Here is a 26,945-nt window from a genome sequence, read left to right as displayed (position 1 = left end):
TAATTACAAAGTTCAATAATATAAGCTTTCCAAGCAATTATCGATTTAACTTTGAAAAGAGCATTTTTTGAACTATAAACCGAAGATTATGGATTTATACATTTTCGTACAACTGGTTTTAATTTCGGGAGCTGCGACATCAGCAATGACGTGGTTCAGCTATTTTATGTCTAAAAATTACAGAAAATTATACAGAGACCCCGTACTTCTAAGCTCAGTATTAGTTCAAATGAACATTAATATTACGACTGAGACTAAAAATAATTTGGGATGGTTTCTTCATTTTGTAATTGGCTTTCTATTTGTAGCCGCTTATCATATCATTTGGGCAGAAGATATTTTAGCAGTTTCAGCACTTAGTGCCCTTATACTTGGAGTTATCAGTGGTATAATTGGTATAATCAGCTGGATACTTATTTTTAAAATCACTCATTATCATCCCTCCATTGGATTTAGAGATTACTATATTCAGCTGTTTTTTGCCCATATTATTTTTGCTGCCGTTGCAACAGCCCTTTACTTTCTTACTCTAATTATGCTTATTGTTACAAAAGCCTTTTTTACTGTATAAACACAGTATAAAAATTAAACAAAACACAAATAGACATTTACAAAATAAATAATGGCGCCTTATTGCGCCATTATAACTTATTTATCCAAAATCTTTAAGTCTTACTTTTTATCAATTTTATAAAGTCTTCCTTGATCTGTCACAGCATACAAAGCACCGTCACTGCCTTGCGTAATATCTCTAAAACGCTGATTTTCGCTGGCAAGAAGTCTCTCTTCTCCCGCAACTTTATTGTCTTTAATAACAAGGCGAACGATATGCATACCGCTTAAACAACCAACAAACAAATTGTTTTCCCATTCTGGTATACGATTTCCTGCATAAAAAGTAATTCCACTTGGCGATACTACAGGATCCCAATAGTAAACAAGCTGTTCCATTCCTTCTTTTTGTTGAATTCCGGCACCAATTGGTTCTCCGCTATATTCTATTCCGTACGTAATTATCGGCCAGCCATAATTTAACCCGGCCTGAAGTCGATTGATTTCATCACCGCCTCGTGGTCCGTGTTCGCTCAGCCAAATTTCTTTTGTAATTGGATGTACAGCCAATCCCTGTGGATTTCTATGACCGTAAGTAAACAATTCCGGCAATGCTCCAGCTCCCGCAAAAGTTGGGTTTCCAGCTCCCGCTTTCCCATCTTTGGTGATTCTGATCACTTTTCCTAAACTAGCTGTTAAAGATTGTGCCAAAGGTCTGGTTTCTAAAACGGAGCGTTCTCCTGTGCTCACAATAAGGTTTCCTGTTTGATCAAAAAGAATTCGTCCTCCATAATGCAAATTACTTGCGTTTGCAGGACTTGAGCGATAAATTACTGTCGCATTTTCGATCGTTTTTTCATCATTGGATAATTTTCCCTTTGCCACCGAAGATATATTCCCGCCCGAAACCGCTTCAGAGAAAACCCAATAAATCATTCGGTTTGAAGCAAAATCAGGATCCAAACACAACCCTAATAAACCGCCTTGTCCTGAAGCATTTACAGCAGGCAGCCCCGTAATGGGAGCGCTTACAACTCCTGCAGAAGTGACAATACGCATTGTTCCTGTTTTTTGAGTAACCAAAAGACGTCCGTCTGGCAGACTTTTTACTCCCCATGGATTTGTTAATTCTGATGTAAGAACAGTAGCCTGAAACTCCGTATTGGTAGTCATGCCATTTACTCGGGTTTGCCCCGCAAATGCAGGTTTATAATTAGAATTTGGCTTTTCTTTTTCTACAGGATCCGTTTTTGTTCCTCCTTCATTCTTTGGTTTATCATTACTTGAACAGCTAAACATCAGAAAAGCAGTTGAAAGAACAAAAATGTCTTTAAATTTTTTCATAGCAGTTATTAGTTAATTTGGGTTAATACGAACAAATATCTAAAATTAAGGATATTAAATTTTATATGATTTACATTTTAACTTATAGAATTTCACCAATTTACAAAAAAAAAGTCCAATCGAGTTGAATTGGACTTTTGAATTCTTTTAAAGAAAGACTTAGAGTTTTATCGCAATTTTCCCAATCGTTTTTCCTGACTCTAAAAGCTGGTGCGCCTTTTTAAGATTATCTGCCGTAAGACCTATTAATGTTTCATTTAAAGTAGTTTTCAAAATACCTTCATCTAATAAATCGGCTATTTTATTTAAAATGTTGTGCTGTTCGATCATATCTTCTGTTTGAAACATCGAACGCGTATACATTAACTCCCAAGAAAACGACACGCTTTTGTTTTTCAATTTATTCAACGCCACAGGATCACTGCTTCCTGTAATTGAAGCAATATGTCCTTGAGGTTTTATCAATTCAACCATTAAATCCCAGTACAAGTTGGTGTCGACAAAGTCTAAAATAAAATCTACATTTTCAAAACCAGCATCTCTAACAGATTTAATTAAATTTTTATGATCCACCACAAAATCTGCTCCTTGTTTTTTGCACCAATCTATCGTTTCTGGACGCGAAGCTGTTGCAATCACAGTCAAACCAGCGATTTTTTTAGCAAGCTGAATTGCAATCGACCCCACTCCGCCGGCGCCTCCAATTATTAGAATGGATTTTCCTTTATCCTTCTCTGGATTTATTCGGATTCGATCAAATAAAATTTCCCACGCTGTTAAACCTGTCAACGGTATAACGGCAGCTTCTTCGATACTTAACGATTTTGGTTTTCGTCCTGTAATTCGTTCATCAATAACTTGATATTCGGCATTGCTTCCTTGTTTTGTAATATCGCCCGCATAATAAACTTCGTCTCCTTTTTTAAACAACGTAACATTTTCGCCGACAGCTTCTACAATTCCAACGGCATCCCAGCCAATAATCTTCGGATTCTCTAAAACGGTATCTTTAGCACTGCTCTGACGAACTTTAAAATCTACCGGATTTACTGAAATGGCATCTATTTTTACTAATAAATCATGGGGAGCAGGAACTGGTTTTGACGTTTCAAATTCGATAAAACTGTCTTTTTCCGCGATAGCCAATGATGTTTTAAATCCTATTGCTTTCATTTTTATACTTTTTTATTTCGTTATTTCTGTTTTAACATTTACCTCAACTGGTTTACTCTAACAAAGATACGAGGAGATTAAAGTTTAAATATGGTATATTTTAATACTATAACAGTACAAATTCGGCATTGTAAATATAAAATCATCATACGCTCTGAATATTATAATTGTAAATTTGTAAAAAGTAAAATACTCTATTATGATTATCAGAAAAGCTGCTATCTCCGATTCTAAATACATTGCTCCAATTTTGTTACTTGCAATGGAAGACATTATTTATAAATTCATCTGTAAAGACGATTATAACAGCGCACTTGAATTTCTGCAGCATTTTGTTGAAACAGAAAACAATCAATACTCCTATCAAAATTGTTATGTAGCCGAAGCAGATAATGAAATTATTGGTGCAGTTAATCTTTATGATGGTGCCGATTTGCAAAAATTACGTAATCCGATAATCGAATACGTGAGAAGTAATTACAATCCAGATTTTGATCCAGAAGATGAAACGCAGGCTGGTGAATATTATATTGACTCTTTAGGCATAAATCCTAAACATCAAGGAAAAGGAATTGGTTCTGCAATTCTGCAATTTTTGATTGATAAATACGTTCATAAAAATAAAGAGACATTAGGTTTACTTGTAGAAGAAGATAATCCAAATGCCAAAAAATTATATTTAAAGCTTGGTTTTAAACCCGTTGGACATAAAACTTTGGTAAAAAAGAATTTGGAACATCTTCAAATTAACTAAAATAAAAATAAATGAGAAACATATCGACAGCAGATGCAGGATTAGTATTAAGAATAGTTTTAGGAATTACAATGCTTTCGGCAGTAGCAGATCGATTTGGACTTTGGGGCGCACCAGGATCTAACGCAGTTGCGTGGGGAAATTGGGAAAACTTCGTTATCTATACGCAAACGCTTAATTCATGGGCCAGTAAATCTACCGCAGAAATATTAGGCGCAGCAGCTACCTTTTTTGAAATTCTGCTTGCTGTATTATTACTCAGCGGGTTTAAAACTAGAATTGCAGCTTTTGGCACTGCCATTTTAATGCTTCTTTTTGCGCTCGCAATGGCTGGTTCTGTTTCAATAAAAGCACCATTTGATTATTCTGTTTTTACTAGTGCAGCTGCAGCTTTGCTCCTTTCGACAATTGCTAAGACTACTTTTGCGGTTGATAATAGGATTTAATGGTTATAAATAAAAAAGAGTTTGCATAGCAAACTCTTTTTTATGTTCATGAACTACAAACTATAAACCACCAACCATAAACTAAAAACCTTTTTAAGCCATTTTTAAGCCCCTTATTTTTTCAGGAACTGATATGTATTCGTAAATTAGCCACAAACAAAACATATCTTAATGACAGTACTTACATTTACCGTGATTATGCTTCTTGGCGCTTTTATGGCTGGTTTCATTGGTTCATTGTCAGGCTTAGGCGGCGGTATAATTATTATTCCTTTATTGACTATTATACTTGGTGTTGATATACATTATGCAATTGGAGCTGCTTTAGTTTCGGTAATTGCAACTTCTTCCGGCTCTGCGGCGGCTTATGTAAAAGAAGGAATTACAAATATGCGTCTTGGGATTTTTCTTGAAATAGCAACTACTATTGGTGCTGTTGGAGGCGCTTTACTTTCGGCAATTGCGCCTACTTCTTTCATTGCTGTTTTATTTGGACTTACATTGATTTTTTCGGCAATAAATTCTCTTAGAAAAAAAGAAGAACATATTGTTTTAGAATCCAGTCCTTTGGCTAAAAAACTAAAACTGGAAGGAACTTATCCTACTCATAACGGAGAGGTTGTTCATTACGGAACAAAAAATGTTATTGGAGGTTTCAGTATGATGGGACTTGCCGGAATGATGTCTGGTTTACTCGGAATAGGTTCTGGTGCTTTCAAAGTAATTGCAATGGATAATATTATGCGTATTCCGTTTAAGGTTTCGACTACAACAAGTAATTTTATGATGGGCGTTACAGCAATGGCGAGTTCCGTAATCTATATTCAAAAAGGATATATTGAACCTGGAATTTGTATGCCGGTTGTTATTGGTGTATTGTTTGGTGCTATGGCGGGTGCTAAAATTTTGGTTAGAACAAACCCTAAAAAACTACGAATCTTTTTTGCGTGCTTGATCTTTGTTCTCGCAATTAATATGATATATAATGGACTTAATGGAAAAATCTAAAGTTATGCAGCACGAAAAATTTGGAGAAAAAGATTTTCAAACCATTATTGGTAATTTACTGCGTTACGGCGTTTGGATTTCTCTATCAGTAGCTTTCATTGGCGGTATTATTTATTTAATGCACCACGGAAGCGACATTGAAGATTACTCAGTTTTTAAAGAAAATGACCGAAATATCTTTGAAGTAATTTCGACTGTTTATCACGGAGTACTTCAAGGTAACGGCGAATATTTAATCTATTTTGGAGTCATTTTACTCTTTTTAACACCAGTTCTAAGGGTTATATTCTCTTTGTTTTCATTCTTTCTTGAAAAAGATTATTTATATGTCGTGATTACGTTAATCGTTATTTTGATAATCATAACCAGTATTTCTTTTGGATTCTCTCATTAATTTAAAATCCTTTAAACGTCTACTTGAAGTAAAAAACTTAAATCGTATTTTTTATTAACTGACCTAATCGTTTTAAGTCAAATTCGGTTTTTTCATTCCATTCTACAGCAAAATTAAGCCTCATGCAATTATTATATTGATCGTGCTGTGTAAAAATTCTGCCCGGTGCAAAACCTATTTTTTGTTTTACAGCGGTATCAAAAAGCACTGCTGTATCAATACTCTTGTCTACTTCAAGCCAAAGGAATGAACCTCCCTGTGGCTGCGAGATCTTTGTGTTTTCTGGAAAATGATCCTCAATAGTTCGCTGAAAATGAAGCGAATTAGTGTATAAGGTATTTCTAAAATTTCTTAAATGATGATCGTATCTTCCATGCTCTAAAAAATCAGCAACTACTTCTTGATACAATGAAGGCTGACAAATAGTTTGTACTAATTTTTCTCTGATTATCTGATCCTTAAATTTACCTGGAACAACCCATCCTACTCTATATCCCGGAGCCAAAGTTTTAGAAACAGAACCGCACCACATTACTATACCAGCTTCATCATAATACTTACACGGTTTTGGTCTTGATCTGCCAAAGAAAAGATTCCCATACAAATCATCTTCTATAAGAGGAATATTATGATGTGTGAGCATTTTTACCAATTCGATTTTGCTTTCATCCGGCATCAAACTTCCAAGGGGATTACTGAAATTGGTCACAAAACAACAGACATCAATTTTATGAATTACTTTTTTCAACGCTTCTAAATCGATACCAGTAACAGGATGAGTCGGCAATTCAATAATATTAAGTCCCAATGTTTGGGCAACTTGAATAATTCCAAAATAAACAGGACTTTCAATCGCAATAGTATCGCCTCTTTTGGCAACTGCCATTAAACAATTATAGATAGCATTCATGGCTCCAGAAGTAATTACAAAATCATCTTCAGCTAGTTTTCCATCTAATATAAATGACCATTTTGCTACATTTCGTCTCAAGTTTGCATTTCCCTGAACGGGCTCATAACTTGTACCGCTTTCAGCCCAATTGCGTGCTGCTTTCAAAAGTCCTTTGTTCAGCTTTGCAATTGGAAGCAGACTTTCATCTGGAACCCCTAACGAAAATCGGCTGATACTTTTATCCTTCAGCGTATCAAAAACCTTTGTAATCAAATCTTCTGGAGCAACTTGCTTTTCAGAGAGCTTAAGCTTATTCATTGAAGGTATTGCAAGCTTTCTGTTTGATGTTTTACTAATGTAAAATCCAGATTTTGGCCGAGATTCTATCAGCGATTTACTTTCTAATTCTAAAAATGCTTGTTTTATTGTATTTAAACTTACATCGTATAACTTTTGTAAAGCACGAATTGATGGAAGTTTGTCTCCAATTTTTAAAGTTTCAGAGAATATCTGCTCTTCAATTATATTTGCAATTTTTAGGTATAAAACTTCTTTTGCCATCTTTTTATTTCTTGATCTGTACCCTGTAAAAATATAAAAAATTAAATCTGTAACCGTTTAAAATTAATTACAAAAGCTTAACCAATTGGATAATTTATCGGCTGCATTTTGAATTTTAGCCGAACGTTTTTCAGCATCTTTAAATGTTGAATGAAAAATAGTTTCTGCATGAAACTTCAAATTTTGTTCTGCTTCAATGCTGTAAAATTCTTTCTCCCAATACGAATTAATTTCAGGCTCTTCTTCATTATTAATGGTAACAAAAGCATAACCAATAACTCGATTTTCAAAAGAAGCAACACTTAAAGGGAGTCCTAAATTATTGATTAAGTACAATGATTTATCTTTGGCATTACTATTCACAGCACTTTTATTCTGGCACATATTAACAACAGCTTTTAATGACGATACATTAACTTCATTAAACTGAATTTTGGCTGTATTAGTGGTTTTCATTTCTTTAGTTATTTAGTTTCAAAGCAAAATTAGCGGGCAAAACAGATTAGATACAGATACAAAAAACAATTATTTTACAGGTACAGTTGACTAATATCAACAATCTTAAAATCGCTTTTTTTGAGAAGAGAAAAAAATAAATTTAATATCTTTACTATTATGATAGAAATAGGAATTGACAGTTTTGCTTCGGCAATGTATGGCGACAACAACACTTTAAGCAGTGTTGATGCAATGGAACAACTGCTGCAAAGAATTGAATTTGCAGATCAGGTTGGATTGGACGTTTTCGGAATTGGAGAACATCATAAAAAAGAGTTTCTTGACTCGGCTACAGCTGTTATTTTAAGTGCGGCAGCAGCAAGAACAAAAAACATCAAATTAGCAAGTGCGGTTTCTGTTTTGAGCGCTGCTGATCCTGTACGTGTGTATCAAAGTTTTGCGACACTTGATTTAATTTCTAAAGGAAGAGCTGAAATTGTTGTAGGCCGAGGATCTTCGATTGAAGCTTATCCTCTTTTTGGATACAATCTTAACGATTATGATGCTCTTTTTAAAGAAAAATTGGACTTGCTTTTACAAATTAGAGATAATGAGTTTATAAACTGGAGCGGAAAATTTCGCCCGGCAATAAATAATCTGCCAATTTATCCTAGAGCATTGCAGGAAAAACTTCCCGTTTGGCTGGGCGTTGGCGGTACGCCAGAATCATTTGTGAGAGCGGGTAGTTTAGGATTGCCTTTGATGGCGGCTGTAATTGGCGGACAAACACATCGTTTTCGTCCATTAATAGACTTGTATCGCGAAGCTGGAAAAGCGGCAGGTTTTAAACCGCATGAACTAAAAGTAGGTTTACACTCTCCCGGTTATGTTTCGAATACAACCCAAAAAGCAATTGACGAATATTATCCCGGCTATTCAGAACTTTGGACAAAATTAGGGCGCGAACGCGGCTGGCCTCCCGTAACAAAAGACAAATTTGATGGATTAATAGATGATCTCGGCGTTTTAATTGTAGGAAGCCCTGAAAGAACTGCCGAAAAAATCCTGCGTCACAGCGAAGCGCTTGGTGGAATTTCGAGATTTACTTTTCAAATGGATAATGCAGGATTAACACATTCTCAACTAATGAATGCTATAGAACTTATTGGAACAAAATTAATTCCTTTAATACATAAAGGATAGTTTTTTTTTACCGCTCACTATAGCTATCGGGATCACAGATTAAAAGAACTTTTTATTTTATATCTCGCAATATCAAAACCAAAAACTATAAAAAAAAGCATCCGCCAAAACTGACGGATGCTTTTTCGTTTATATTAATTCTTAGTTTTTACTTAGAATTTATATGTTACTCCTACTCTTACGTTAATTGGCTGTTCTGTCTGCCAGTAATAAGCTGATAGATAAGAATAGTACGAACCGCTGTAAAGGTATTTGTTTAAGATATTAAATACGTTTGCTGTAACTTTAAACTTTCTAGTATCATAAGATAAACCTCCATCAAGTTTAAAATAGTTAGGAAGTTTTTCAAGTCCTACACTCCAGGTATCAGTTAAACGTCCTGCAAGGTAAGTTCCGCCTATAGACGCTCCAAGACCTTTAAAAGTTCCATTTTGAATGCTGTAGTTTAACCAAGCATTTGCCGTATGTTTTGCATAACCCGGAACAATAGAACCTTCTTTAATAGTCGACACATTTGACTCTAATACAACCGATTCTGTAAAAGCATAATTTGCAATTAAATTAAGACCATCAAAGATTTTTCCTCTCAAATCTAACTCAACACCTTGTGCTCTTTTTTCACCTAAAACAAGACTAAACTGCTGCCCTGGCGTATTTGCAGGATCTGATGTTAATTCATTTTTCTTTAAAATGCTGTATGCAGCCAATGTTGTACTCCAAGAACCATCAAACCAGTCTTTTTTAATACCAAATTCAACATTATTTCCTGTAAGCGGTTTTACACTTTCTCCGCTTTTAATAACACCCGATTGTGGCGTAAAAGCCTGATCGTATAAACCATAAACTGCTAAATTATCAGTAATAGAATAACTAAGTCCTACACGAGGTGTAATATGGCTGTCTTCTTGCGTTGATCCCCAGCTTGATTGACTCAGCCAAGTATATCTTGCTGCAAGTGTTAATCTTAATTTATTTTCAAAAAAACCAAGTTCATCTTGAATATAACCAGCCGCATATTTAGAACTCATAAGTCCGCCTGCTCTTTGGCTTAAAGGTGTTTTATGATCAAACTCTGGAAAACCATTAGAAGGCGTTCCGTAATCAGGATTATAAACATTAAAAGGCTTGTCTACCGTATCAAGATCGTGCGATTGTCCCCAATCTGCCATATAATCTTTATTTCCCAAATCAACTCCTCCTAATACTTTATGCGATACAGAACCCGTATTAAATTTTCCGTTAACAAATATTTGTCCTAAATACATGTTGCTTTCAGCATCCCAAATACCAACATTTCTAATAATTTCTCCTTTTGCAAGAGTTCCTTCAGAAACACCGTCAAAATTTCTATCTACATTACCAGGCCCTACAACTCCCGGCCAAGAACTATATCCTTGCTGAATGTATTTAAAATAAGAAGTTTGAGCCGTAAGCTTCCATTTATCATCAAATTTATGCTCAAACATCAAATAACCGCTGTGATCTTGAATATTAGTGTCTGGTAAACCAGGCTGTGTCATTGTAAATCCTACAGGCAATGTCGCATATCCGTCAGACTCAGGTCCAAATACATAAAAAGAACCTACTTCAGTCATATTTGCATATTGAAAATTATATTCGGCAGTAATTTTTGTTTTATCATCAATTTGATATGAAATAACCGGCGCAATTACGTAACGATTATTATGTTCAAAAGGTCTATGCGAACCTTTTTTCTGTGCCGTACCATTAAAACGGTACAATAGTTTCCCTTTTTTATCCAATTTCCCGTCAAGATCGATACTCGCTCTGTAAAAATCATAGCTTCCAGCCATTACAGTCGCTTCACCTTTTGTAATTCCCGTTGGTTTTTTAGTCACCACATTATAAAGTCCGCTTGGATCACCGCTGGAAAGCATAAATCCTGCTGGTCCTTTTACAAACTCAATATGATCTACAAAACTCATATCTTCTGTCAATGGTCCCCAAAAAGAAGAAACGACATTAAATCCATTACGGAAAGCTTGAATTTGCGAGCCGCGCATCGAAATATTAGTATACATATCACCCCAATGCTCTATACGTACGGCACCACTCACATTACGAATTACTCCGTCGCTCATGCTCACAATCTGCTGATCTTTTAAAGTTTGTGCACTTACAATTTGAATATTTTGCGGAATCTCTAAAACCGGCGTTTGAAGACGCAGTGACAAAGATGGCTTATCTTGTTTGTATTTGTTTTTTGTAATTACAACTTCTTGAAGATCTTCTTGACTTTCTGAAAGCGAAAAGTTTTTGGTTGTAACTTGATTCGAGTACACTTCAATCTCATTTTCTACTGCATGAATTCCAACTGCTCGAACACTCACAATATACGAACCAGGCTTAACATTTTTAATCTCGTACTGTCCGTTATCATTTGTAACAGAAGTATATTTTGTTCCTTTTAGTACTACAGAAATACCTTCTGCCGGTTGTTTTCCGCTTAGCGAAACTTTACCGCTTACTTTTCCTAAGTTTTGACTCATCATGTTTAATGAACTCAAGAAAAGCACCAAAAAGCAAGCTTTCTTAATCATATTTAATATCATTTTAGTAAAATTTTAAGTTTTATTTGGCAAAAGTAATTCCTAATACTTTGTTATGCAAATTATTTTTAATTATTCTAAATAATAATAACAACAAACATAAAAACACCATAAATTATCAAACTTTACCAAGCGTTTTTTTCTTACTAAATAAAAAATATCAATAAACTCTGCCTATCTTTAAGTCTTAAAAATTTATCTCATCGAAATAAATCTCTAGATATGAACAATACCACAACGATCAGAAAAGTTGCCATTGTAGGTTATAATCGAATTCCTTTTGCGAGAGCAAATACTGCTTATTCTAATGTGGGAAACCAAGACATGATGGTTGCTGCTTTAAATGGGCTTATCGATAAATACCATCTAAACGGAAAATTACTTGGAGAAATCGCTGGCGGAGCAGTAATAAAACATACTTATGATAATAATCTGATTCGCGAATGCGTAATGAGAACTTCTTTAGATCCAGCAACTCCTGCCTGCGATTTACAACAAGCCTGCGACACCGGAATTGAAAGCGCAATTTATATTGCTAATAAAATTGCACTTGGTCAAATAGAATCTGGAATTGCCGGCGGAGTCGATTCTATAAGTGATATACCAATGGCAATAAGCGAAAATTTGCGAAAGATTTTATTAGAAGCCCGAAATGCAAAATCATTCGGAGGAAAATTAAAAGCATTTCTAAAAATTCGTCCAAAGGACTTATCACCTTTAGTACCTAAAAATGAAGAATCCCAAACCGGACTTTCGATGGGCGGACATACTGAAATCACAGCAAAATATTATAAAATATCTAGAGAAGAACAAGATCAATTTGCTCTTAAAAGTCATTTAAATATGGCAAAAGCTTATGAAGAAGGCTTTTTTGATGATATGATTACTCCTTTTAATGGACTTGAAAAAGATAATAATCTCAGAAAAGACAGTTCGCTTGAAAAACTTGCAAAATTAAAACCAGCATTTGATAAAATAAATGGAACTCTAACCGCTGGAAATTCAACTCCTCTTACTGACGGTGCTTCTTGTATTCTTCTCGCCAGCGAAGAATGGGCAAAAGAACAAGGTTTACCTATTCTTGCCTATATTACATTTGCCGAAGTTGCTGCAATTGAATATGTAAAAAATCAGCAAAACCTTTTATTGGCACCTCTTTTTGCAGTAAGCAGAATGCTCGAAAAGGCAAACTTGAACTTACAAGATTTTGATTATTATGAAATTCACGAAGCCTTTGCTGCTCAAGTTTTAGCAACCTTAAAAATTTGGGAAAGCCCTGAATTAAGCGTCGAAATTGATTTAAAGAAAACACTTGGAGCAATCGACCGCGAAAAACTAAACATAAAAGGAAGCAGTTTGGCTGCAGCGCATCCTTTTGCCGCAACAGGCGGAAGAATAATTGGCGTTTTGGCAAAATTGTTAAACGAAAAAGGCTCTGGCCGTGGATTGATTTCAATTTGCGCTGCAGGAGGACAAGGCGTTACGATGATAATTGAAAAATAACAATTTAAAAACTGACAATCAAACCATTACACAACAAACCTAATAGATTAACGTATAAAAATAATTAAAACTGTAACATAATTAAAAAAAAGGTCTCTATAGATAAAAAGCTATTATTAAATCAGAACTAATATCACTTAATCTTTTTATTATGAGAACATTAAAACTTATTACTTTACTCTTCTTTACTTTTGTTTCTTTTTCTAAAATAAATTCTCAGACTGTACAAAACGATAGTATAAAGCTCGATTATACTAAGATCTATTCGCTCGCCTTAGATGGAAATCCTAAGCAGGCTTTATCTTTGTTAGAAATTGATCCCAACAAAAAAATATCAAAAAAAGACCTAAAGTTCAAAACCGATTTTGAAAACCGTTTTAAATTTAAAAATGATAAAAGCGATTTCCTTGAAACCCGAAAATCAAAAATCGATCAATTACTGAAAATATACAGAGATTACTGGAGAATGTCTTTTTTAGACAAGGAAAAGAAAAATGATACACTTATTATGAAAAATGTTTTCAATTTTCTTAAAACAAAACTTCCTTCTTCAGAAAAATTAACTTTTAATGAAGACAGTATCAATGTGTATCAAAAAAAATACATTTCAAGTTTAGGCTATCACAGTACAGGATTTGGTAAAACGGGAGGTTTGTACGATTTATTAGTTTGGAAAACTGAAAAAGATACTATTTACAACCTCAATTATGACGGAAAAGAAACGGATATCAAAATCTATTTTATGGATGATTTTGTTACTTTGGGCTGGAGCGAATATGCCACTTTAGGCCGTTATTATCCTGCAGGATGGGCAACAAAGGAAGCTTTGTTTTGTGTAAAGAAAGCTTATGACTTAAAATCTGAAACATTTAGAATTAGCTACATTGGACACGAAGGAAGACATTTTGCTGATTATAAATTGTTTCCAAAATTAAAAGGCGTTGGTTCTGCTGATTTAGAATATAGAGCAAAATTGACTGAATTATCGCTTTATTCTCCCGATGGATTATATAAAAGATTGCAATTCTTTATTAATAATGGTAATTATGACAGCGAAAATGGTCATTCTATCGCAGCCTTTTGTGTTATAAGAGATTTATCCAGACTATTATTTCAAAATGACTACGAAAAAGACCTGGATAAATGGAAAGCAATTCCAGCAGCCAAAATAAATGAAGCCGCCGCCAAACTTCTGGAAGAAAACACAAAAGCATTGGAGAAGATTCCAGACGTAGAAAAACTTATCAAATAATAATCTTATCTATTCCACTTCAAACAAAACACAGCCTAATTACAGAGCTGTGTTTTGTTTTTACAATATTTCACATCTGAATATCAATTGGTAAGATAAACTAAACCACTATGGGCTTTCTTTCTATAGGTTTAGTTAGTAGACTGAAAGTCTGCAAGGTTGCGATACTTATTTATTAGCCACTAATTAGCACTAATTAATTTGTGGAAATTTATGTAATTCTATCTAACTCTTTGCGAAAGGAACGCAGATGATACGGATTTACAAAAGTAAAAACGCGGATGAACACGGATTTTTAAAAATAATAGATGAAAAATCCGTGTTCATCCGCGTTTTCGCGAAAGCGAACCCGCTTAATCCGTGTTCCTTTATAGACAATTTAAGTTAACAACTCTTTACTTCGTCCGTTCGCTATCACTCGGGTGTCAAAGACCCAAACGCACTTTCTTGAAATTTGTGGCTAAAATAGCTGCAGAATCTAAAAAAAATAGTTTTAAACTAGATCTGAGACCCTAAAATTAGATTTTTACCGAACGTTTTTAATGCGTTTAAATAGTTTTTTATTTACAAAAAATCAAATTTTTATAGTAAATTAGACTTTCTTATAATTGAGTTTCTTGTTTAAGCTTTTGCATGAATTTATTTTAAACCGTAAAAGAATGATGGAATCAAAAATACCACACGGGCCTCTTCCCGAAAAATGGAGTACTTATAAAGCCAAAGCCAAGCTTGTAAATCCTGCAAATCGAAAAAAACTAAATATTATTGTCGTAGGAACTGGACTTGCAGGTGCTTCCTGCGCTGCCTCATTAGCAGAACAAGGCTATAATATTAAATCATTTTGTTTTCAGGATTCGGCTAGAAGAGCGCATTCTGTAGCGGCACAAGGCGGTGTCAATGCTGCCAAAAACTACAAAAATGATGGTGACAGCGTTTACAGAATGTTCTACGATACTATCAAAGGAGGAGATTTTAGATCTCGCGAAGCAAATGTTTACCGCTTAGCCGAATGTTCTGCAGCATTAATAGATCATGCAGTTGCACAAGGAGTACCATTTGCACGAGAATATGCGGGGTATTTAAACAACAGATCTTTTGGTGGTGTTCAAGTTTCAAGAACCTTTTATGCCCGCGGGCAAACGGGGCAGCAGCTTTTATTGGGTGCCTATCAAGCCTTAATGCGACAAGTTGCTGCAGGAAAAGTGACTACATACACCCGTCATGAAATGCTGGACTTGGTTATTGTTGACGGAAAAGCAAAAGGAATTATTGCCCGAAATCTTGAAACAGGAGCATTAGAACGTCACAGTGCAGATGCTGTAGTTTTGGCTTCTGGAGGTTACGGAAAAGTATATTATCTTTCGACATTGGCAATGGGCTGTAATAGTTCTGCCATCTGGAGAGCGCATAAAAAAGGCGCTTATATGGCAGGTGTAAGCTGGATTCAGTTTCACCCTACTTCTCTGCCTCAGCATGGTGCTAATCAATCCAAACTTACGTTAATGTCAGAGTCGTTGCGTAACGACGGGCGCATCTGGGTTCCTAAAACGGCCAATGATGATCGAAATCCAAATACCATTCCTGAGGAAGAACGTGATTATTATTTAGAACGCCGCTATCCCTCTTTTGGAAATTTAGCTCCAAGAGATATTTCGTCACGTGCAGCAAAAGAAAGAATTGATGCCGGACATGGCGTTGGTCCAATGAAAAATGCTATTTATCTTGATTTTTCTGATGCCATAAAAGCGCAGGGGAAAAAAAGTATAGAAGCAAAATACAGCAATCTTTTTGCGATGTATGAAAAAATCACTGGAATTAATGCTTATAAAGAGCCTATGCTAATTTCTCCTGCAGCTCATTTTACTATGGGCGGACTTTGGGTTGATTATGAATTAATGACTACAATTCCGGGATTATTTGCTCTAGGCGAAGCTAATTTTTCAGATCACGGAGCCAATAGACTTGGCGCCAATTCATTGTTGCAAGCCTGTGTCGACGGTTATTTTATAGCGCCATATACTATTCCCAATTATTTATCAGGAGAACTTAATGCTCCTAAAATTGATACGAATCATCCTGCTTTTGAAGAGGCTGAAAAAGCAGTGAGAACGCAGTTAGATCATTTTTTAAACAGTAAAGGCACTCTCAGCGCAGATTATTTTCATAAAACTATTGGAAAACTTCTTTACGAAAAATGCGGACTTTCTAGAACCAAGGAAAACCTTGAAGAAGCGATTACAGAAATTAAAAAGCTAAAAGCTTCGTTTGAAAAAGACCTTTTAATTACAGGCGACGATACACTTAACAGCGAATTAGAAAAAGCGGGGCGTATTGCTGATTATTTAGAATTGGCTGAATTAATGTGTTATGATGCTTTACAAAGAGAAGAATCCTGCGGAGCTCATTTTAGAGAAGAATATCAAACTGCCGAAGGTGAAGCGGTTCGTAATGACAATGATTTTTGTTATGTTTCGGCTTGGGAATATCAAGGAAAAGATCATCCGCAGAAACTGCATAAAGAACCTCTTGTGTTTGAATCTGTAGAGCTTGCAGTGAGAAGTTATAAATAAATGATGAATTGTAAAATGGGAAATGCAACTGAAAATAGAATGTTGCACGCAAAAACCACAAACCATAAACCACAAACTAAAAGCATATGAAACTATTTTTAAAAATATGGCGTCAGTTTGATACTTCCTCAAAAGGAGAAATCGTAGATTATGAAATAGACGGCGTTTCTGAGCATATGTCTTTTCTAGAAATGCTTGATCTTTTGAACGAATCGCTTATTCAGAAAAAAGAACGTGTTATCGAATTTGATCACGACTGCAGAGAAGGTATATGCGGACAGTGCGGTGTCATGATTAACGGGCGTGCGCACGGCCCTTTAAAAAACACAACAACCTGCCAGCTTCATATGCGAAGCTTTAAAGATGGTGAAACTATTTATATTGAACCTTTTAGAGCAAAAGCTTTTCCGGTGCTCCGAGATTTAAAAATCGACCGAAGTGCTTTTGATGCTATTATAACTTCCGGCGGATTTATTGGAGCCTCAACTGGCCAAGCGCCTGAAGCGAACAGTATACCAATATCTTATGAAACTGCCGAAGCTTCCTTTGATGCTGCCGCCTGTATTGGCTGCGGTGCCTGTGTTGCCACTTGTGTAAACGCAAGTGCTGCTTTATTTGTCGGAGCCAAAATAACCCACTTGGCTTTGCTTCCTCAAGGGCAGCTAGAAGCTTCAAAAAGAGTTTTAAATATGGTGAAAGAAATGGACGCTGAAGGTTTTGGAAACTGCTCTGATACCAGAGCCTGTGAAATCGAATGTCCGCAAGGAATTTCGGTGCTTTCTATCGCAAAAATGAATTATGAATACAGCAAGGCTGTACTTTTGCGAAAATAGGTTTGGTATAATCTTTTTCAAACTCCCAATTATAGATAAAAAAATATGTTATTTCGACTAAAAGGAGAAATCGCACCACAAATTCCGTAACAACGATCGCCAATCTTTGTCTACTCACGTGTGCGATTTCTCCTTTTAGTTGAAATGACAAGCAATCTGCTTAATCAATATTTTAATACAAAACTTAGCATTTTAATATCTTTACTGTAAAACTATTATACCGCAAAATAAGGCGTCAAAATATCTTCAAAATTATAAAGACCTTTTTTCTTATCCTTTAAATTCTCGGCTACAAAAACAACTCCGTTTCCAAAGGCTTCCCTTGAAATAGATTCATGAATTAACCGCACGGTTTGGAAAGGAAATCCAAAAATAACTTCGTGTTTTCCTACTATTCCTCCTGCTCTAACTGAATTTATATTTTCTTTTTCAATATCTAAGGCTTCTGCAATTTTTACAGCAGTTCCAGATGTTCCTACTTTTTTCTTAAAATGCTCTTCGTTTACTTCAATATCAACCCAAGGTGCAATTTTCTTTAAAAATTTAGCTGCAAATAATAAATAGTTTACTCCTAAAGTGATATTGGGAGACCAAAAAACAGTGGTTTTATCGGCTAATTTTTTAAGCAGTTTTAATTCTTTCTCTTTATAATGTGAGATTGCCGAAATGATTTTTACTTTTTTATTGGCAGCAAACTCTCCGTAAGTATAAATTCCCTCGCTTGAAGAAAAATCGATGATAACATCTACCGGATGTTTCTCCAGCAGCTCCTCTACACCAGTGTTAGAACTAGAATAGATTAATCCAGGTTCTTCTGATTCAATTCCTAAAAACTCCGGAACTGATCTGTGTTCTAAAACTTTACTTTGTCTTAAAACCCATTCCAAAGAGAATCCTTTATTTTCTAATAGTATTGAAGCTACTGATTTTCCAGTTTTTCCGAATCCGATTAATCCTATTTTCATATGTAATTTTTTTATTGAGTATGAAACTCGTTAACAGAAATTGACCTATTTAAGATGAAAAGTAAATCATAAAAATGCGTTTTATGAATCTTAAAAAATGTCCTAGTAAGGTAAAAATAGGGATTATATAACAGGATGACTAACAAAAAATGCATTATATAACATTTTTCAATGCTTTTAACAGGAATAATTAGCATCTATTTTATGGGGTAAAAATTGATAATACTAATTTATAAAACACCTAAAACCAAAAATTTCAAACAAAAACAACTAAATCAAACCTGCCAAATAAAGCAGAATACTTTAAATAATTCTCATAATCTTTTATTAAAACAAATAAGATACTATATTTGCAACACTGTTGCGTTACTCGTTTTTACTAATGATACTAACAAATAGCGCACAGAAATACCACTAGATGAAAAAGAAAGTTGTAGTTGTCAATTTCATAATATCTTTAACTGTATTGTTTACAATGCTGTTTCAGACTATTCACTCCTACGAACACGTTTTTAAACAATTATCTGAGAAACATTGCGATCACAAATATACCGCTGGTCAAAATGAAATAACACACAGTCATTCTGTAGACACAAACTGTCCTATCTGCCATTTTGCATTTAGTACATTTATTCCAAACACTTTTCAGACCCTATCTTTTCATAAAGTAATTTCTGAAATATCTTATCAGTTTGTTTATTCTCAAACTGTTTCTACGTTTTTCAAAGGCAGTCTTTTTGCCCTGCGAGCACCGCCCGCATTACTTTAGTTTACAAAATTTTATTCGTCACAATTTTAAAATTGCTTCATGCCTATTTCTCTGTAAATAAGCAAAATCGCATTTTATTATTATGTCATTATTTGAGCTGTTTTGTTCTTAAATCAGTTCAAACATCTGAATAATCAATTTTCGTAAACAACCTTCACATTTGTTATTAAGAACTAAAAAATCAAGCTTTTACAAAAACGTATCAGCTCGAAGCTTCTATATCAAAAATCAAAATAATCCATCCAAATACATAAAAAAATTATGCTGACAGCCGAGAATCTTACCAAAAAATATGGTGATAATATTGCTTTGAACAAATTAAATCTAACAATAAAAGAGGGTGAAATTTTTGCTCTTTTAGGTCAAAATGGTGCAGGAAAAACGACAACAATTAATCTTTTTCTTGGATTTATTGAACCTACAGACGGCGAGCTGCTAATCAATAATATTTCGGTTACAGAAAATACGCAGGAAACAAAAAAACATGTAGCCTATATTCCTGAAACGGTTATGTTATATCCTAATCTAAGCGGTTTAGAAAACCTAAAATTCTTTTCGTCTCTGGCTGGATTCAAATATTCTACGGGAGAACTGACATACTTTTTAACAAAAGCGGGTTTGCAAACAACGGCGCACAACAAAGATTTAGGAGGTTATTCTAAAGGAATGCGTCAGAAAGTTGGAATTGCCATTGCCATTGCCAAAAAAGCAAAAGTGCTTTTGTTAGATGAGCCTACGAGCGGTCTAGATCCAAAGGCTTCTAATGAATTTTCGCAGATTTTAAAAGAACTTTCTGCAGATGGAACCGCTATTTTGATGGCAACGCACGACATTTTCAGAGCCAGAGAAATAGCTTCACACATTGGAATCATGAAACAAGGAAACTTGGTTACGGTAATCGAAGCTGACAAAATATCTGCAAATGAACTTGAAAATCTGTATTTACAAACTGTATAAAAGGAAATAGAATTTCCATTAAACTAAAAAAATGAAACATTTATTTATCCTTTTATTTTTAATAATTGGTACACATATTATTCAATCGCAAACGGTTATTAAAAAGTCAAAAGACACAATCGCTCCCGATTCTATCAAACGAAATGAATTGCAAACGGTCGAAATTGTAGGCCGCTCAACCAAAAAATACAACAGCGATTACTCGTTTGCTGCAACAAAAATTGCCGCTTTAAACAAAGATATTCCGCAGTCTATTTCGACAATAACTAAAGAGTTAATTGCTGATAAAGCGGCGTTTTATCTAGCCGATGCAGTAAAAATGTCAAGCGGCGTTATTCCTGCGAGTTATTACAATCAATATACCATTCGAGGAATAAGTCAAAACGAAGAAGGTCAGATTATTAACGGAATGCGAACACGCCAATACTACTTTTTACAACCTTTAACGAGTAATATAGAACGTGTTGAAGTTATAAAAGGGCCGTCGAGTGCAACATTTTCATCTGTAGATCCAGGCGGAAGCATCAATTTAGTAACAAAAAAACCATTGGCGATAGACAGAAAAGAAGTCAGTTTGAGCGTTGGAAGTTTCAGCACTTTACGAGGAACTTTGGATTTTACTGGTCCTTTAAACGAATCAAAAACACTTCTATATCGTGTAAACGGAGCCTATCAGCAGGCAAAATCATTTCGTGATTTAGTTAACAACAAATCGTTCTTATTCTCTCCTTCTTTTAGTTATATCCCAAACGAAAAAACGGCTATTAATACAGAATTGATTTTAAGTAATATGACAGGAATTCTAGACAGAGGTCAGCCTATCTTTGGCGCTGTTGCAGGAAAAACAAGTCTGAATAAAACTCCGATAAGCTTAAATCTTGGCGCACCGAGTGATTTCTTTAAATCGAAAGAAATGATCTTGACAACCAATTTTGCCCATAAATTCAGTTCGAAAATTGGTTTTAATGCTGTTTACATGAAACAAACCTGGACAGAAGATCTTCAGGAGCATAGAACTACAAATGCTTTTGCCGTTGATATGAACAATAAACCTGTTACCAATCTGGCCATGATGCAGTTTGTGCAACGTCTGCAAAATTGGGATATTGACAACTTAAGTGCTTATTTTAATTTTAATTTTAAAACAGGAAAATTAAAACACAAACTGCTAACGGGTTACGATTTAAGCAGCTGGAATAAGAACAAAGGCGGCGGACAAAATGCGGCAAGAGGTTATTTGTTGAAAGACGGAACGGTTGCAGGTACTTTTGTTGCAGCAAATGCAGCAAATTACCAAACGGTTACCATTGACGGCGTAGTGATGCCTAAACCAAATGTTGATTATTTTAATTTGGGCAATCCTACTTATAAAATCACAAGTCCTAACGATTATACTTTAAATGTTCGAACCGCTCTTCCATCTGCCTTAACAACTACAAATGCGGTTTATATTCAAGATCAAATACAATGGGAAAAATTTACTTTTTTATTAGGACTGAGAAATGAATGGTTTGAAGACATTACGAATTATGACACTAATAAGGAATTAAAAGTAAAAAAATCGGCTTTATTACCAAGAGTTGGAATCACGTATGCGGTAAACGACGCGATTAATGTTTATACAACTTATCTTGAAGGTTATCAGCCGCAGTCGAACACGGTCACTTTAATGCCGCAAACAGGGACTTTGCCTGCTGGAAGTTTATTTGATCCGCTTGAAAGTGATTTGAAAGAAGTGGGAATAAAAACTACTTTTTTAAATAATTCGATGAGTTTCAACGCCGCGATTTACGAAATCAATCAGCGCAATATTTTAATGAATGCTAATGATCCTGCAAATCCTGATTTATTGGTGACTCGAGGTGCTGAACGCAGCCGCGGTTTTGAGTGTGATCTTGCGGGCTATATTACGGCTGACTGGCAGATTAATGTTTCATATAGTTATATCGATGCCGAAATTATTCGAGACAATAATCCTGCATTAATTGGTGCCAGAAAACAGAATACACCAAAAAACAGCGCCAATTTATGGACACGTTACAACTTTGCTTCTGATTCTGTTTTAAAAGATCTCGGAATTGGTTTTGGAGTTCAATATCAAAGCAGTAAAGTGCCTTGGTTTACAAGAGATTTTACACTGCCTGATTTTACCATTTTTGATGCTGCTTTGTTCTACAAACCAAGTAAAAGTAATGTACAGATTGCTGTAAATGCAGGCAATTTATTAAACAAAACCTATTGGCTTGGTGCGCAGAATTATTTGCGTTTGTTTCCAGGAAGTCCTAGAAATGCCAGCCTTACTGTAACTTATAAATTTTAATTCGTTGAGGTAAAAACATTTAAACACATAGAAACATAGATTTTTTTATTACAGAAAGTAATTGAAAGAAACTTGTTTCTAACACATAGCTATATGAATTTATACAAGTGAAACGCCTTTTAAAAATCAACCAAAAGCTATGTTTCTATGTGTTTAAACATTACACTCAACAGGTAAATTTTAATTAATATGAAATTATTACACAACGAAATACTTATTGCTAAACATTTTAAGAACTCTGTTTTTAAAAACGCTGCAATATATATAATTACACTTTTTATTGGTGCTCTGCTCCTCTTTGCCGCTTTTTCCGGCTGGGACAATTACAAAAGTCAAAACGAAACCAGCGAAAAATATCAGCATGAATCTCGCGAAGACTGGTTGAAAAATCCAGACAAAAACCCGCATAGAATGGCGCATTATGGTAATTTTGCTTTTCGAAAAAGTACGTCTTTAAGTGTTTTTGAATTTGGAATGGAACCGTTTTTTGGAAATGCTATTTTCCTTGAAGCGCACAAACAAAATACAGCTAATTTCTCTGAAGCAGGATTCTCAAACAGTATGCTTCGTTTTGGCGAAATCAGTATTGCAATGGTTTTGCAGGTTTTGCTTCCGTTATTAATCTTTTTTATTGGATTTAATTCTGTGGCGTATGAAAGGGAAAACGGAACTTTAAAAATCCTTTTAAGTCAAGGAATCAGCTGGAAACAACTTTTGTTTGGTAAAATCCTAGGCATTGCAAGCGTCGTTATGCTGCTTTTTGTTCCAACCATTATTGTTTTGGTTTTAATTTGGTTACTACTTCAAAACTTCTCTATTTCGGCAGATGAATCGATTAAAATGTTGTTGTTTATTGGATTCCATTTTATTTATCTAATGTTCTTTTGTGTTGTTGCCGTTTTGATTTCGGCTTCAAGCCAAACATCAAAAAAAGCATTGGTTTCTTTAATTGGAATTTGGTTGATTTTTACCATTATTCTGCCAAGAACAACTCAGGCAATTGGAGCGTATTTGTATGAAGCACCTTCAAAAATTCAGTTTAACAGCGATATCGAAAAAGATATTTTAAAGCAAGGCGACAGTCATAATCCAAATGATGTGCATTACAAAGCTATAAAAGATTCTTTACTGCGCGTTTACAAAGTCGATTCCGTACAAAAACTTCCATTTAATTATTCTGGGTTTATTATGACTGAGGGCGAAAAAATCAGCTCGAATATTTACAATAAACATTTAGAAAATCTTCTACAAATTTATGCTGAGCAAAATAGTTTTTCTAAAGCCGTTTCGTTCCTAAATCCTTACATCGCAATGAAAAATCTTTCGATGGGATTATCAAATACAGATTACGATTCGTACATCGATTTTCAGAAACAAGCCGAGAAATATCGTTATGAAATGGCGCAAAAAATGAATGCTTTACAAATTAAATACATCAGTAATAAAAAGCCGCTGCTTAATGATAAGCCTTTAACAATTAGCAAAGAACATTGGGCTGATATTGAAGAATTTCATTATGAACCTAAAAGTATCCTGGAGGTTTTAAAAACCGAAATCGCCTCTGTTATTTCTATTCTTTTATGGGTAATTCTGTTGTTTCTTTTAATCAGAATTGCTGCTAAAAACCTAAAAGCCATTTAATATGTTAGTACTCTTATTTAAAAATTTTATCCGTTCAAAAGGCACCAAAATTGGATTGCTTTTTTTACTCGCAATTGGCTTTATAAGTCTTTTAATTGGACATCAGTTTCAGGAAAAACAACAGAATAATATTACCGAAGCGGCAATTTACCAAAAGGAACATATAGCGAGAAATGCCGCTTTTCATCAAGACGAAATTGGACTTCTGCTCTACTACATCAAGTTTTCATTGGTTAATAAAACACTGCCTATAAACAGTTTGTCGATTGGGCAGCGCGATGTAAATCCGTCCATTCAAAGCGTTACCATTCGTGGTTTGGAAGCTCAGAAATACGATTCAGAACTTAATAATCCCAGCAACCTTTTAGCAGGAAATATCGATTTTAGTTTTGTGCTTTTGTATTTATTTCCGCTTTTGATAATCGCTTTTTCATATAATATTATTTCCGAAGAAAAAGAATCTGGAACTTGGAAAATTGTGGCGACACAAAGTCCAAATACCTTTTTATACATCTTGAAACTATTCTACGTTCGAATTTTAATTTTAATCGGACTTTTGACTTTGATTCTTTTGGCTGCGGTTATCTTTTTACAAATTCCAATTGACAAATCATTTATGGTATTTTACGGAATTTCTGTTTTGTACCTATTGTTTTGGTTTGCCGTTTGTTTTTTTATTGTTTCACTGCAAAAAAACTCAAACTTCAATGCCGTTATTCTATTGACTATCTGGCTATTTCTGATTATTATTCTTCCTGCGGGAATTAATACGTATATCATCAATACATACAAAGTTCCTGAGGCTTTAGAATTAACGCTTACACAGAGAAACGCTTACCACGAAAAATGGGATATGGACAAGCAGGAAACACTGGATAAATTCTACAAACATTATCCGCAGTTTAAAAATTATACGCTTCCTGAAAAAGAATTCAGCTGGCTTTGGTATTATGCCATGCAGCAAATGGGCGACGATGAATCTGCTGTTCATTCAAAAGAATTAGAAACTAAACTGCAGCAACGCAATAATGCCGGTGAATTTATGGCACAGTTTATTCCAACGCTTCATACTCAGATTCAGTTAAACGAAATCGCAAAATCAGATTTACGAAATCAGCTTTTATTTTTAAAAGAAACGACACAATTTCATGAAAAGCTGCGTTTGTATTTCTATCCAAAAATATTCGACAATGCTCCAGTTAATCAGGAAAAATGGGAGAATTTTAAAGTTGAAACTTTTAATGATAACTCTGAAACTAGTTTTGTAAAAGCGTTTTTACCCTTATTACTTTTTAATTTATTGCTGATTAGTTTTGCCTGGAGAAATTTTAAACGTAAAACATTTATTTAACTTCTTCTTTTTTACCGCAAAGCACGCTAAGATTTTATCTCATGCTGTTTTTATAAAAGCGCAAAGTTCGTAAAGCTTTATATAAAGCCTTTGCGAACTTTGCGTAAACCTTAGCGTGCTTTGCGGTAAAAAAAAACAAAGCTTCTTTTTAATTGCATCAAGCAGATTCTTATAACAATTTATTATTCTAGCATTGACGTATAAAATAGCCTATTAATCATAATACGTTTTTCATTTTTTAAATTTGTATGTAACCGCAAAGATACTTTGCATTCTTTATAAAAACACCACTTATGAAACTACAAAACATTCAAATTCAAACCAATAATATTGAACAAACTGCCTTGTTTTATCAAAACACTCTTGGTCTTCCTATTCTCGAAAAAAATTCAGAATATATTGTCATCAAAGCAGGAAATTCAACTTTAAAATTTGTTGAAAACAGCGATTTCAACTCAATATATCATTTTGCCTTCAATATTCCTGAAAACAAACTTGATGAAGCTATTGCATGGTGTAAAACCAAAGTTAATTTAATTATAATTGAAGATCAAAATGTTATTACCAATTTCGAAAACTGGAACGCTCACGCCGTTTATTTTTATGATAATAATGGAAATTTATTAGAGTTCATTGCCAGACATGATCTTAATAATTCACAAACAGAAGAATTCAGTTCTAAATCTATTTTAAATGTCAGTGAAATTGGAATTGTAAATGAAAATCCACTAGAATTAGGGAATCAATTAATTACAAAACACGACTTAAACTTCTTTACTAAAAACACAAACAGCGAAGCTTTTGCTGCACTTGGCGATGACGAAGGTTTATTGATTATGGTAAGACCTAATCGAAATTGGTATCCTACCCAAACTCCTTCTGAAAGCAATAAAACAGATATTATACTTGAAATCAATGGGAAGATTATTGATTTAAAATTTTAACCAACTTCAAATTTCAGTTCATTATTAATTTATTATTTTTATAAAAAGTTGACACCACTATACAAATACTATAAAAATATTTAAAATGCCATTTGTCCGAATCAGTCTGCCCAAAAAACTTTCTCAGGAAACAAAAAATACTATTTCAGAATCGATCCATCACTCTTTGATGGAAGAGTTTAATATTCCAAAAGATGATTATTTTCATGTTATTGAAGAATTAGAACCTCATCAAATAAAATATCCCGAAAGTTATCTCGGAATTTCACATTCTGATGAAATAATTTATGTTCAAATAACGGCTGGACAAGGAAGAACTTTAGAACAAAAGAAAAAGTTATATCATCAAATTGCCACAAGAATTTCGTCAACAACATCAATTTTAATCAATAATGTTATTATTGTTTTATTAGAAAATAATGGACATGAAAATTGGTCTTTTGGAAATGGTGAAATCCAAGAACAGAAACATCTGAAAAAGTAACACTATTAAAAATGTAAAGCC

General features: G+C 34.3%; 23 protein-coding genes. 17 read left to right on the top strand and 6 right to left on the bottom strand.

The window, feature by feature from the left end; translation table 11 throughout:
- The first annotated feature begins 88 nt into the window (after positions 1–88).
- On the top strand, positions 89–571 hold the full coding sequence (locus ACHRVL_RS14045; RefSeq protein WP_395413787.1) for a hypothetical protein: 483 nt from the start codon (positions 89–91) through the stop codon (positions 569–571).
- Between the two features lie 101 nt (positions 572–672).
- Here ACHRVL_RS14045 and ACHRVL_RS14040 read toward each other — a convergent pair whose 3' ends face one another.
- Positions 673–1,896, bottom strand: a complete 1,224-nt coding sequence (locus ACHRVL_RS14040; RefSeq protein WP_395413785.1) for a PQQ-dependent sugar dehydrogenase — start codon at positions 1,894–1,896, stop codon at positions 673–675.
- A gap of 159 nt (positions 1,897–2,055) precedes the next feature.
- Positions 2,056–3,069 carry a zinc-binding alcohol dehydrogenase family protein gene (locus ACHRVL_RS14035; RefSeq protein ID WP_395413783.1) on the bottom strand — a complete coding sequence of 338 codons (1,014 nt, stop codon included), beginning with the start codon at positions 3,067–3,069 and terminating at the stop codon, positions 2,056–2,058.
- Positions 3,070–3,268: 199 nt separating this feature from the next.
- Here ACHRVL_RS14035 and ACHRVL_RS14030 point away from each other — a divergent pair, with 199 nt between their 5' ends.
- The 4 genes from ACHRVL_RS14030 (at position 3,269) to ACHRVL_RS14015 (ending at position 5,671) form a co-directional block, all read left to right on the top strand.
- Positions 3,269–3,823, top strand: a complete 555-nt coding sequence (locus ACHRVL_RS14030) for a GNAT family N-acetyltransferase (protein ID WP_395413781.1) — start codon at positions 3,269–3,271, stop codon at positions 3,821–3,823.
- A gap of 11 nt (positions 3,824–3,834) precedes the next feature.
- Positions 3,835–4,269, top strand: coding sequence for a DoxX family membrane protein (locus tag ACHRVL_RS14025; RefSeq protein WP_395413779.1), 435 nt, complete (start codon positions 3,835–3,837; stop codon positions 4,267–4,269).
- 171 nt (positions 4,270–4,440) lie between these two features.
- A complete protein-coding gene (locus ACHRVL_RS14020) occupies positions 4,441–5,277 on the top strand; it encodes a sulfite exporter TauE/SafE family protein (protein ID WP_395413776.1) in 837 nt (278 codons plus the stop codon).
- Positions 5,264–5,671 (top strand): DUF1634 domain-containing protein, encoded by a 408-nt coding sequence (locus tag ACHRVL_RS14015; RefSeq protein ID WP_395413774.1) that lies wholly within the window; start codon positions 5,264–5,266, stop codon positions 5,669–5,671. The genes ACHRVL_RS14020 and ACHRVL_RS14015 overlap by 14 nt, the downstream gene beginning before the upstream one ends.
- A gap of 37 nt (positions 5,672–5,708) precedes the next feature.
- On the opposite strand, the gene ACHRVL_RS14010 is transcribed toward ACHRVL_RS14015, so the two are convergent.
- Both ACHRVL_RS14010 and ACHRVL_RS14005 read right to left on the bottom strand, forming a co-directional pair.
- Positions 5,709–7,124, bottom strand: coding sequence for a PLP-dependent aminotransferase family protein (locus tag ACHRVL_RS14010; RefSeq protein WP_395413771.1), 1,416 nt, complete (start codon positions 7,122–7,124; stop codon positions 5,709–5,711).
- Between the two features lie 63 nt (positions 7,125–7,187).
- Positions 7,188–7,580, bottom strand: coding sequence for a hypothetical protein (locus ACHRVL_RS14005; RefSeq protein WP_395413768.1), 393 nt, complete (start codon positions 7,578–7,580; stop codon positions 7,188–7,190).
- A gap of 162 nt (positions 7,581–7,742) precedes the next feature.
- On the opposite strand from ACHRVL_RS14005, the gene ACHRVL_RS14000 reads away from it, so the two are divergent.
- The gene (locus ACHRVL_RS14000; protein WP_395414197.1) at positions 7,743–8,765 is read left to right on the top strand and encodes an LLM class flavin-dependent oxidoreductase; all 1,023 of its coding nucleotides are present in this window, start codon (positions 7,743–7,745) and stop codon (positions 8,763–8,765) included.
- 152 nt (positions 8,766–8,917) lie between these two features.
- Here ACHRVL_RS14000 and ACHRVL_RS13995 read toward each other — a convergent pair whose 3' ends face one another.
- Positions 8,918–11,326 (bottom strand): TonB-dependent siderophore receptor, encoded by a 2,409-nt coding sequence (locus tag ACHRVL_RS13995; RefSeq protein WP_395413766.1) that lies wholly within the window; start codon positions 11,324–11,326, stop codon positions 8,918–8,920.
- A 231-nt stretch (positions 11,327–11,557) separates the two neighbouring features.
- On the opposite strand from ACHRVL_RS13995, the gene ACHRVL_RS13990 reads away from it, so the two are divergent.
- The 4 genes from ACHRVL_RS13990 to ACHRVL_RS13975 all read left to right on the top strand — a co-directional run bounded on the left by ACHRVL_RS13990 (position 11,558) and on the right by ACHRVL_RS13975 (position 17,493).
- A complete protein-coding gene (locus ACHRVL_RS13990) occupies positions 11,558–12,838 on the top strand; it encodes an acetyl-CoA C-acetyltransferase (RefSeq protein WP_395413763.1) in 1,281 nt (426 codons plus the stop codon).
- A gap of 151 nt (positions 12,839–12,989) precedes the next feature.
- Entirely contained in the window at positions 12,990–14,090 is a 1,101-nt protein-coding gene (locus tag ACHRVL_RS13985) for a hypothetical protein (protein ID WP_395413761.1), read from the top strand.
- Positions 14,091–14,749: 659 nt separating this feature from the next.
- The gene (locus ACHRVL_RS13980; protein WP_395413758.1) at positions 14,750–16,660 is read left to right on the top strand and encodes a fumarate reductase/succinate dehydrogenase flavoprotein subunit; all 1,911 of its coding nucleotides are present in this window, start codon (positions 14,750–14,752) and stop codon (positions 16,658–16,660) included.
- An 86-nt stretch (positions 16,661–16,746) separates the two neighbouring features.
- Entirely contained in the window at positions 16,747–17,493 is a 747-nt protein-coding gene (locus tag ACHRVL_RS13975) for a succinate dehydrogenase/fumarate reductase iron-sulfur subunit (protein WP_395413756.1), read from the top strand.
- Between the two features lie 215 nt (positions 17,494–17,708).
- Here ACHRVL_RS13975 and ACHRVL_RS13970 read toward each other — a convergent pair whose 3' ends face one another.
- Entirely contained in the window at positions 17,709–18,458 is a 750-nt protein-coding gene (locus ACHRVL_RS13970) for a 4-hydroxy-tetrahydrodipicolinate reductase (RefSeq protein ID WP_395413755.1), read from the bottom strand.
- A 418-nt stretch (positions 18,459–18,876) separates the two neighbouring features.
- On the opposite strand from ACHRVL_RS13970, the gene ACHRVL_RS13965 reads away from it, so the two are divergent.
- The 7 genes from ACHRVL_RS13965 to ACHRVL_RS13935 all read left to right on the top strand — a co-directional run bounded on the left by ACHRVL_RS13965 (position 18,877) and on the right by ACHRVL_RS13935 (position 26,924).
- Complete coding sequence (locus ACHRVL_RS13965) at positions 18,877–19,227, top strand: hypothetical protein (RefSeq protein ID WP_395413752.1); 351 nt, start codon at positions 18,877–18,879, stop codon at positions 19,225–19,227.
- Between the two features lie 261 nt (positions 19,228–19,488).
- Positions 19,489–20,184: an ABC transporter ATP-binding protein gene (locus tag ACHRVL_RS13960; protein WP_395413749.1), complete on the top strand. Its 696-nt coding sequence runs from the start codon at positions 19,489–19,491 to the stop codon at positions 20,182–20,184.
- Between the two features lie 31 nt (positions 20,185–20,215).
- Complete coding sequence (locus ACHRVL_RS13955; RefSeq protein ID WP_395413746.1) at positions 20,216–22,504, top strand: TonB-dependent siderophore receptor; 2,289 nt, start codon at positions 20,216–20,218, stop codon at positions 22,502–22,504.
- Between the two features lie 189 nt (positions 22,505–22,693).
- On the top strand, positions 22,694–24,145 hold the full coding sequence (locus tag ACHRVL_RS13950) for an ABC transporter permease (protein WP_395413744.1): 1,452 nt from the start codon (positions 22,694–22,696) through the stop codon (positions 24,143–24,145).
- 1 nt (position 24,146) lies between these two features.
- A complete protein-coding gene (locus tag ACHRVL_RS13945) occupies positions 24,147–25,496 on the top strand; it encodes a DUF3526 domain-containing protein (protein WP_395413742.1) in 1,350 nt (449 codons plus the stop codon).
- Between the two features lie 293 nt (positions 25,497–25,789).
- On the top strand, positions 25,790–26,440 hold the full coding sequence (locus ACHRVL_RS13940) for a VOC family protein (RefSeq protein ID WP_395413740.1): 651 nt from the start codon (positions 25,790–25,792) through the stop codon (positions 26,438–26,440).
- Between the two features lie 85 nt (positions 26,441–26,525).
- Complete coding sequence (locus ACHRVL_RS13935; RefSeq protein WP_395413737.1) at positions 26,526–26,924, top strand: tautomerase family protein; 399 nt, start codon at positions 26,526–26,528, stop codon at positions 26,922–26,924.
- Positions 26,925–26,945: the final 21 nt, after the last annotated feature.

Source organism: Flavobacterium sp. FlaQc-28 (genome assembly GCF_044007415.1).
GTDB lineage: Bacteria > Bacteroidota > Bacteroidia > Flavobacteriales > Flavobacteriaceae > Flavobacterium.
This window is presented reverse-complemented; position numbering and strand designations above follow the sequence as displayed.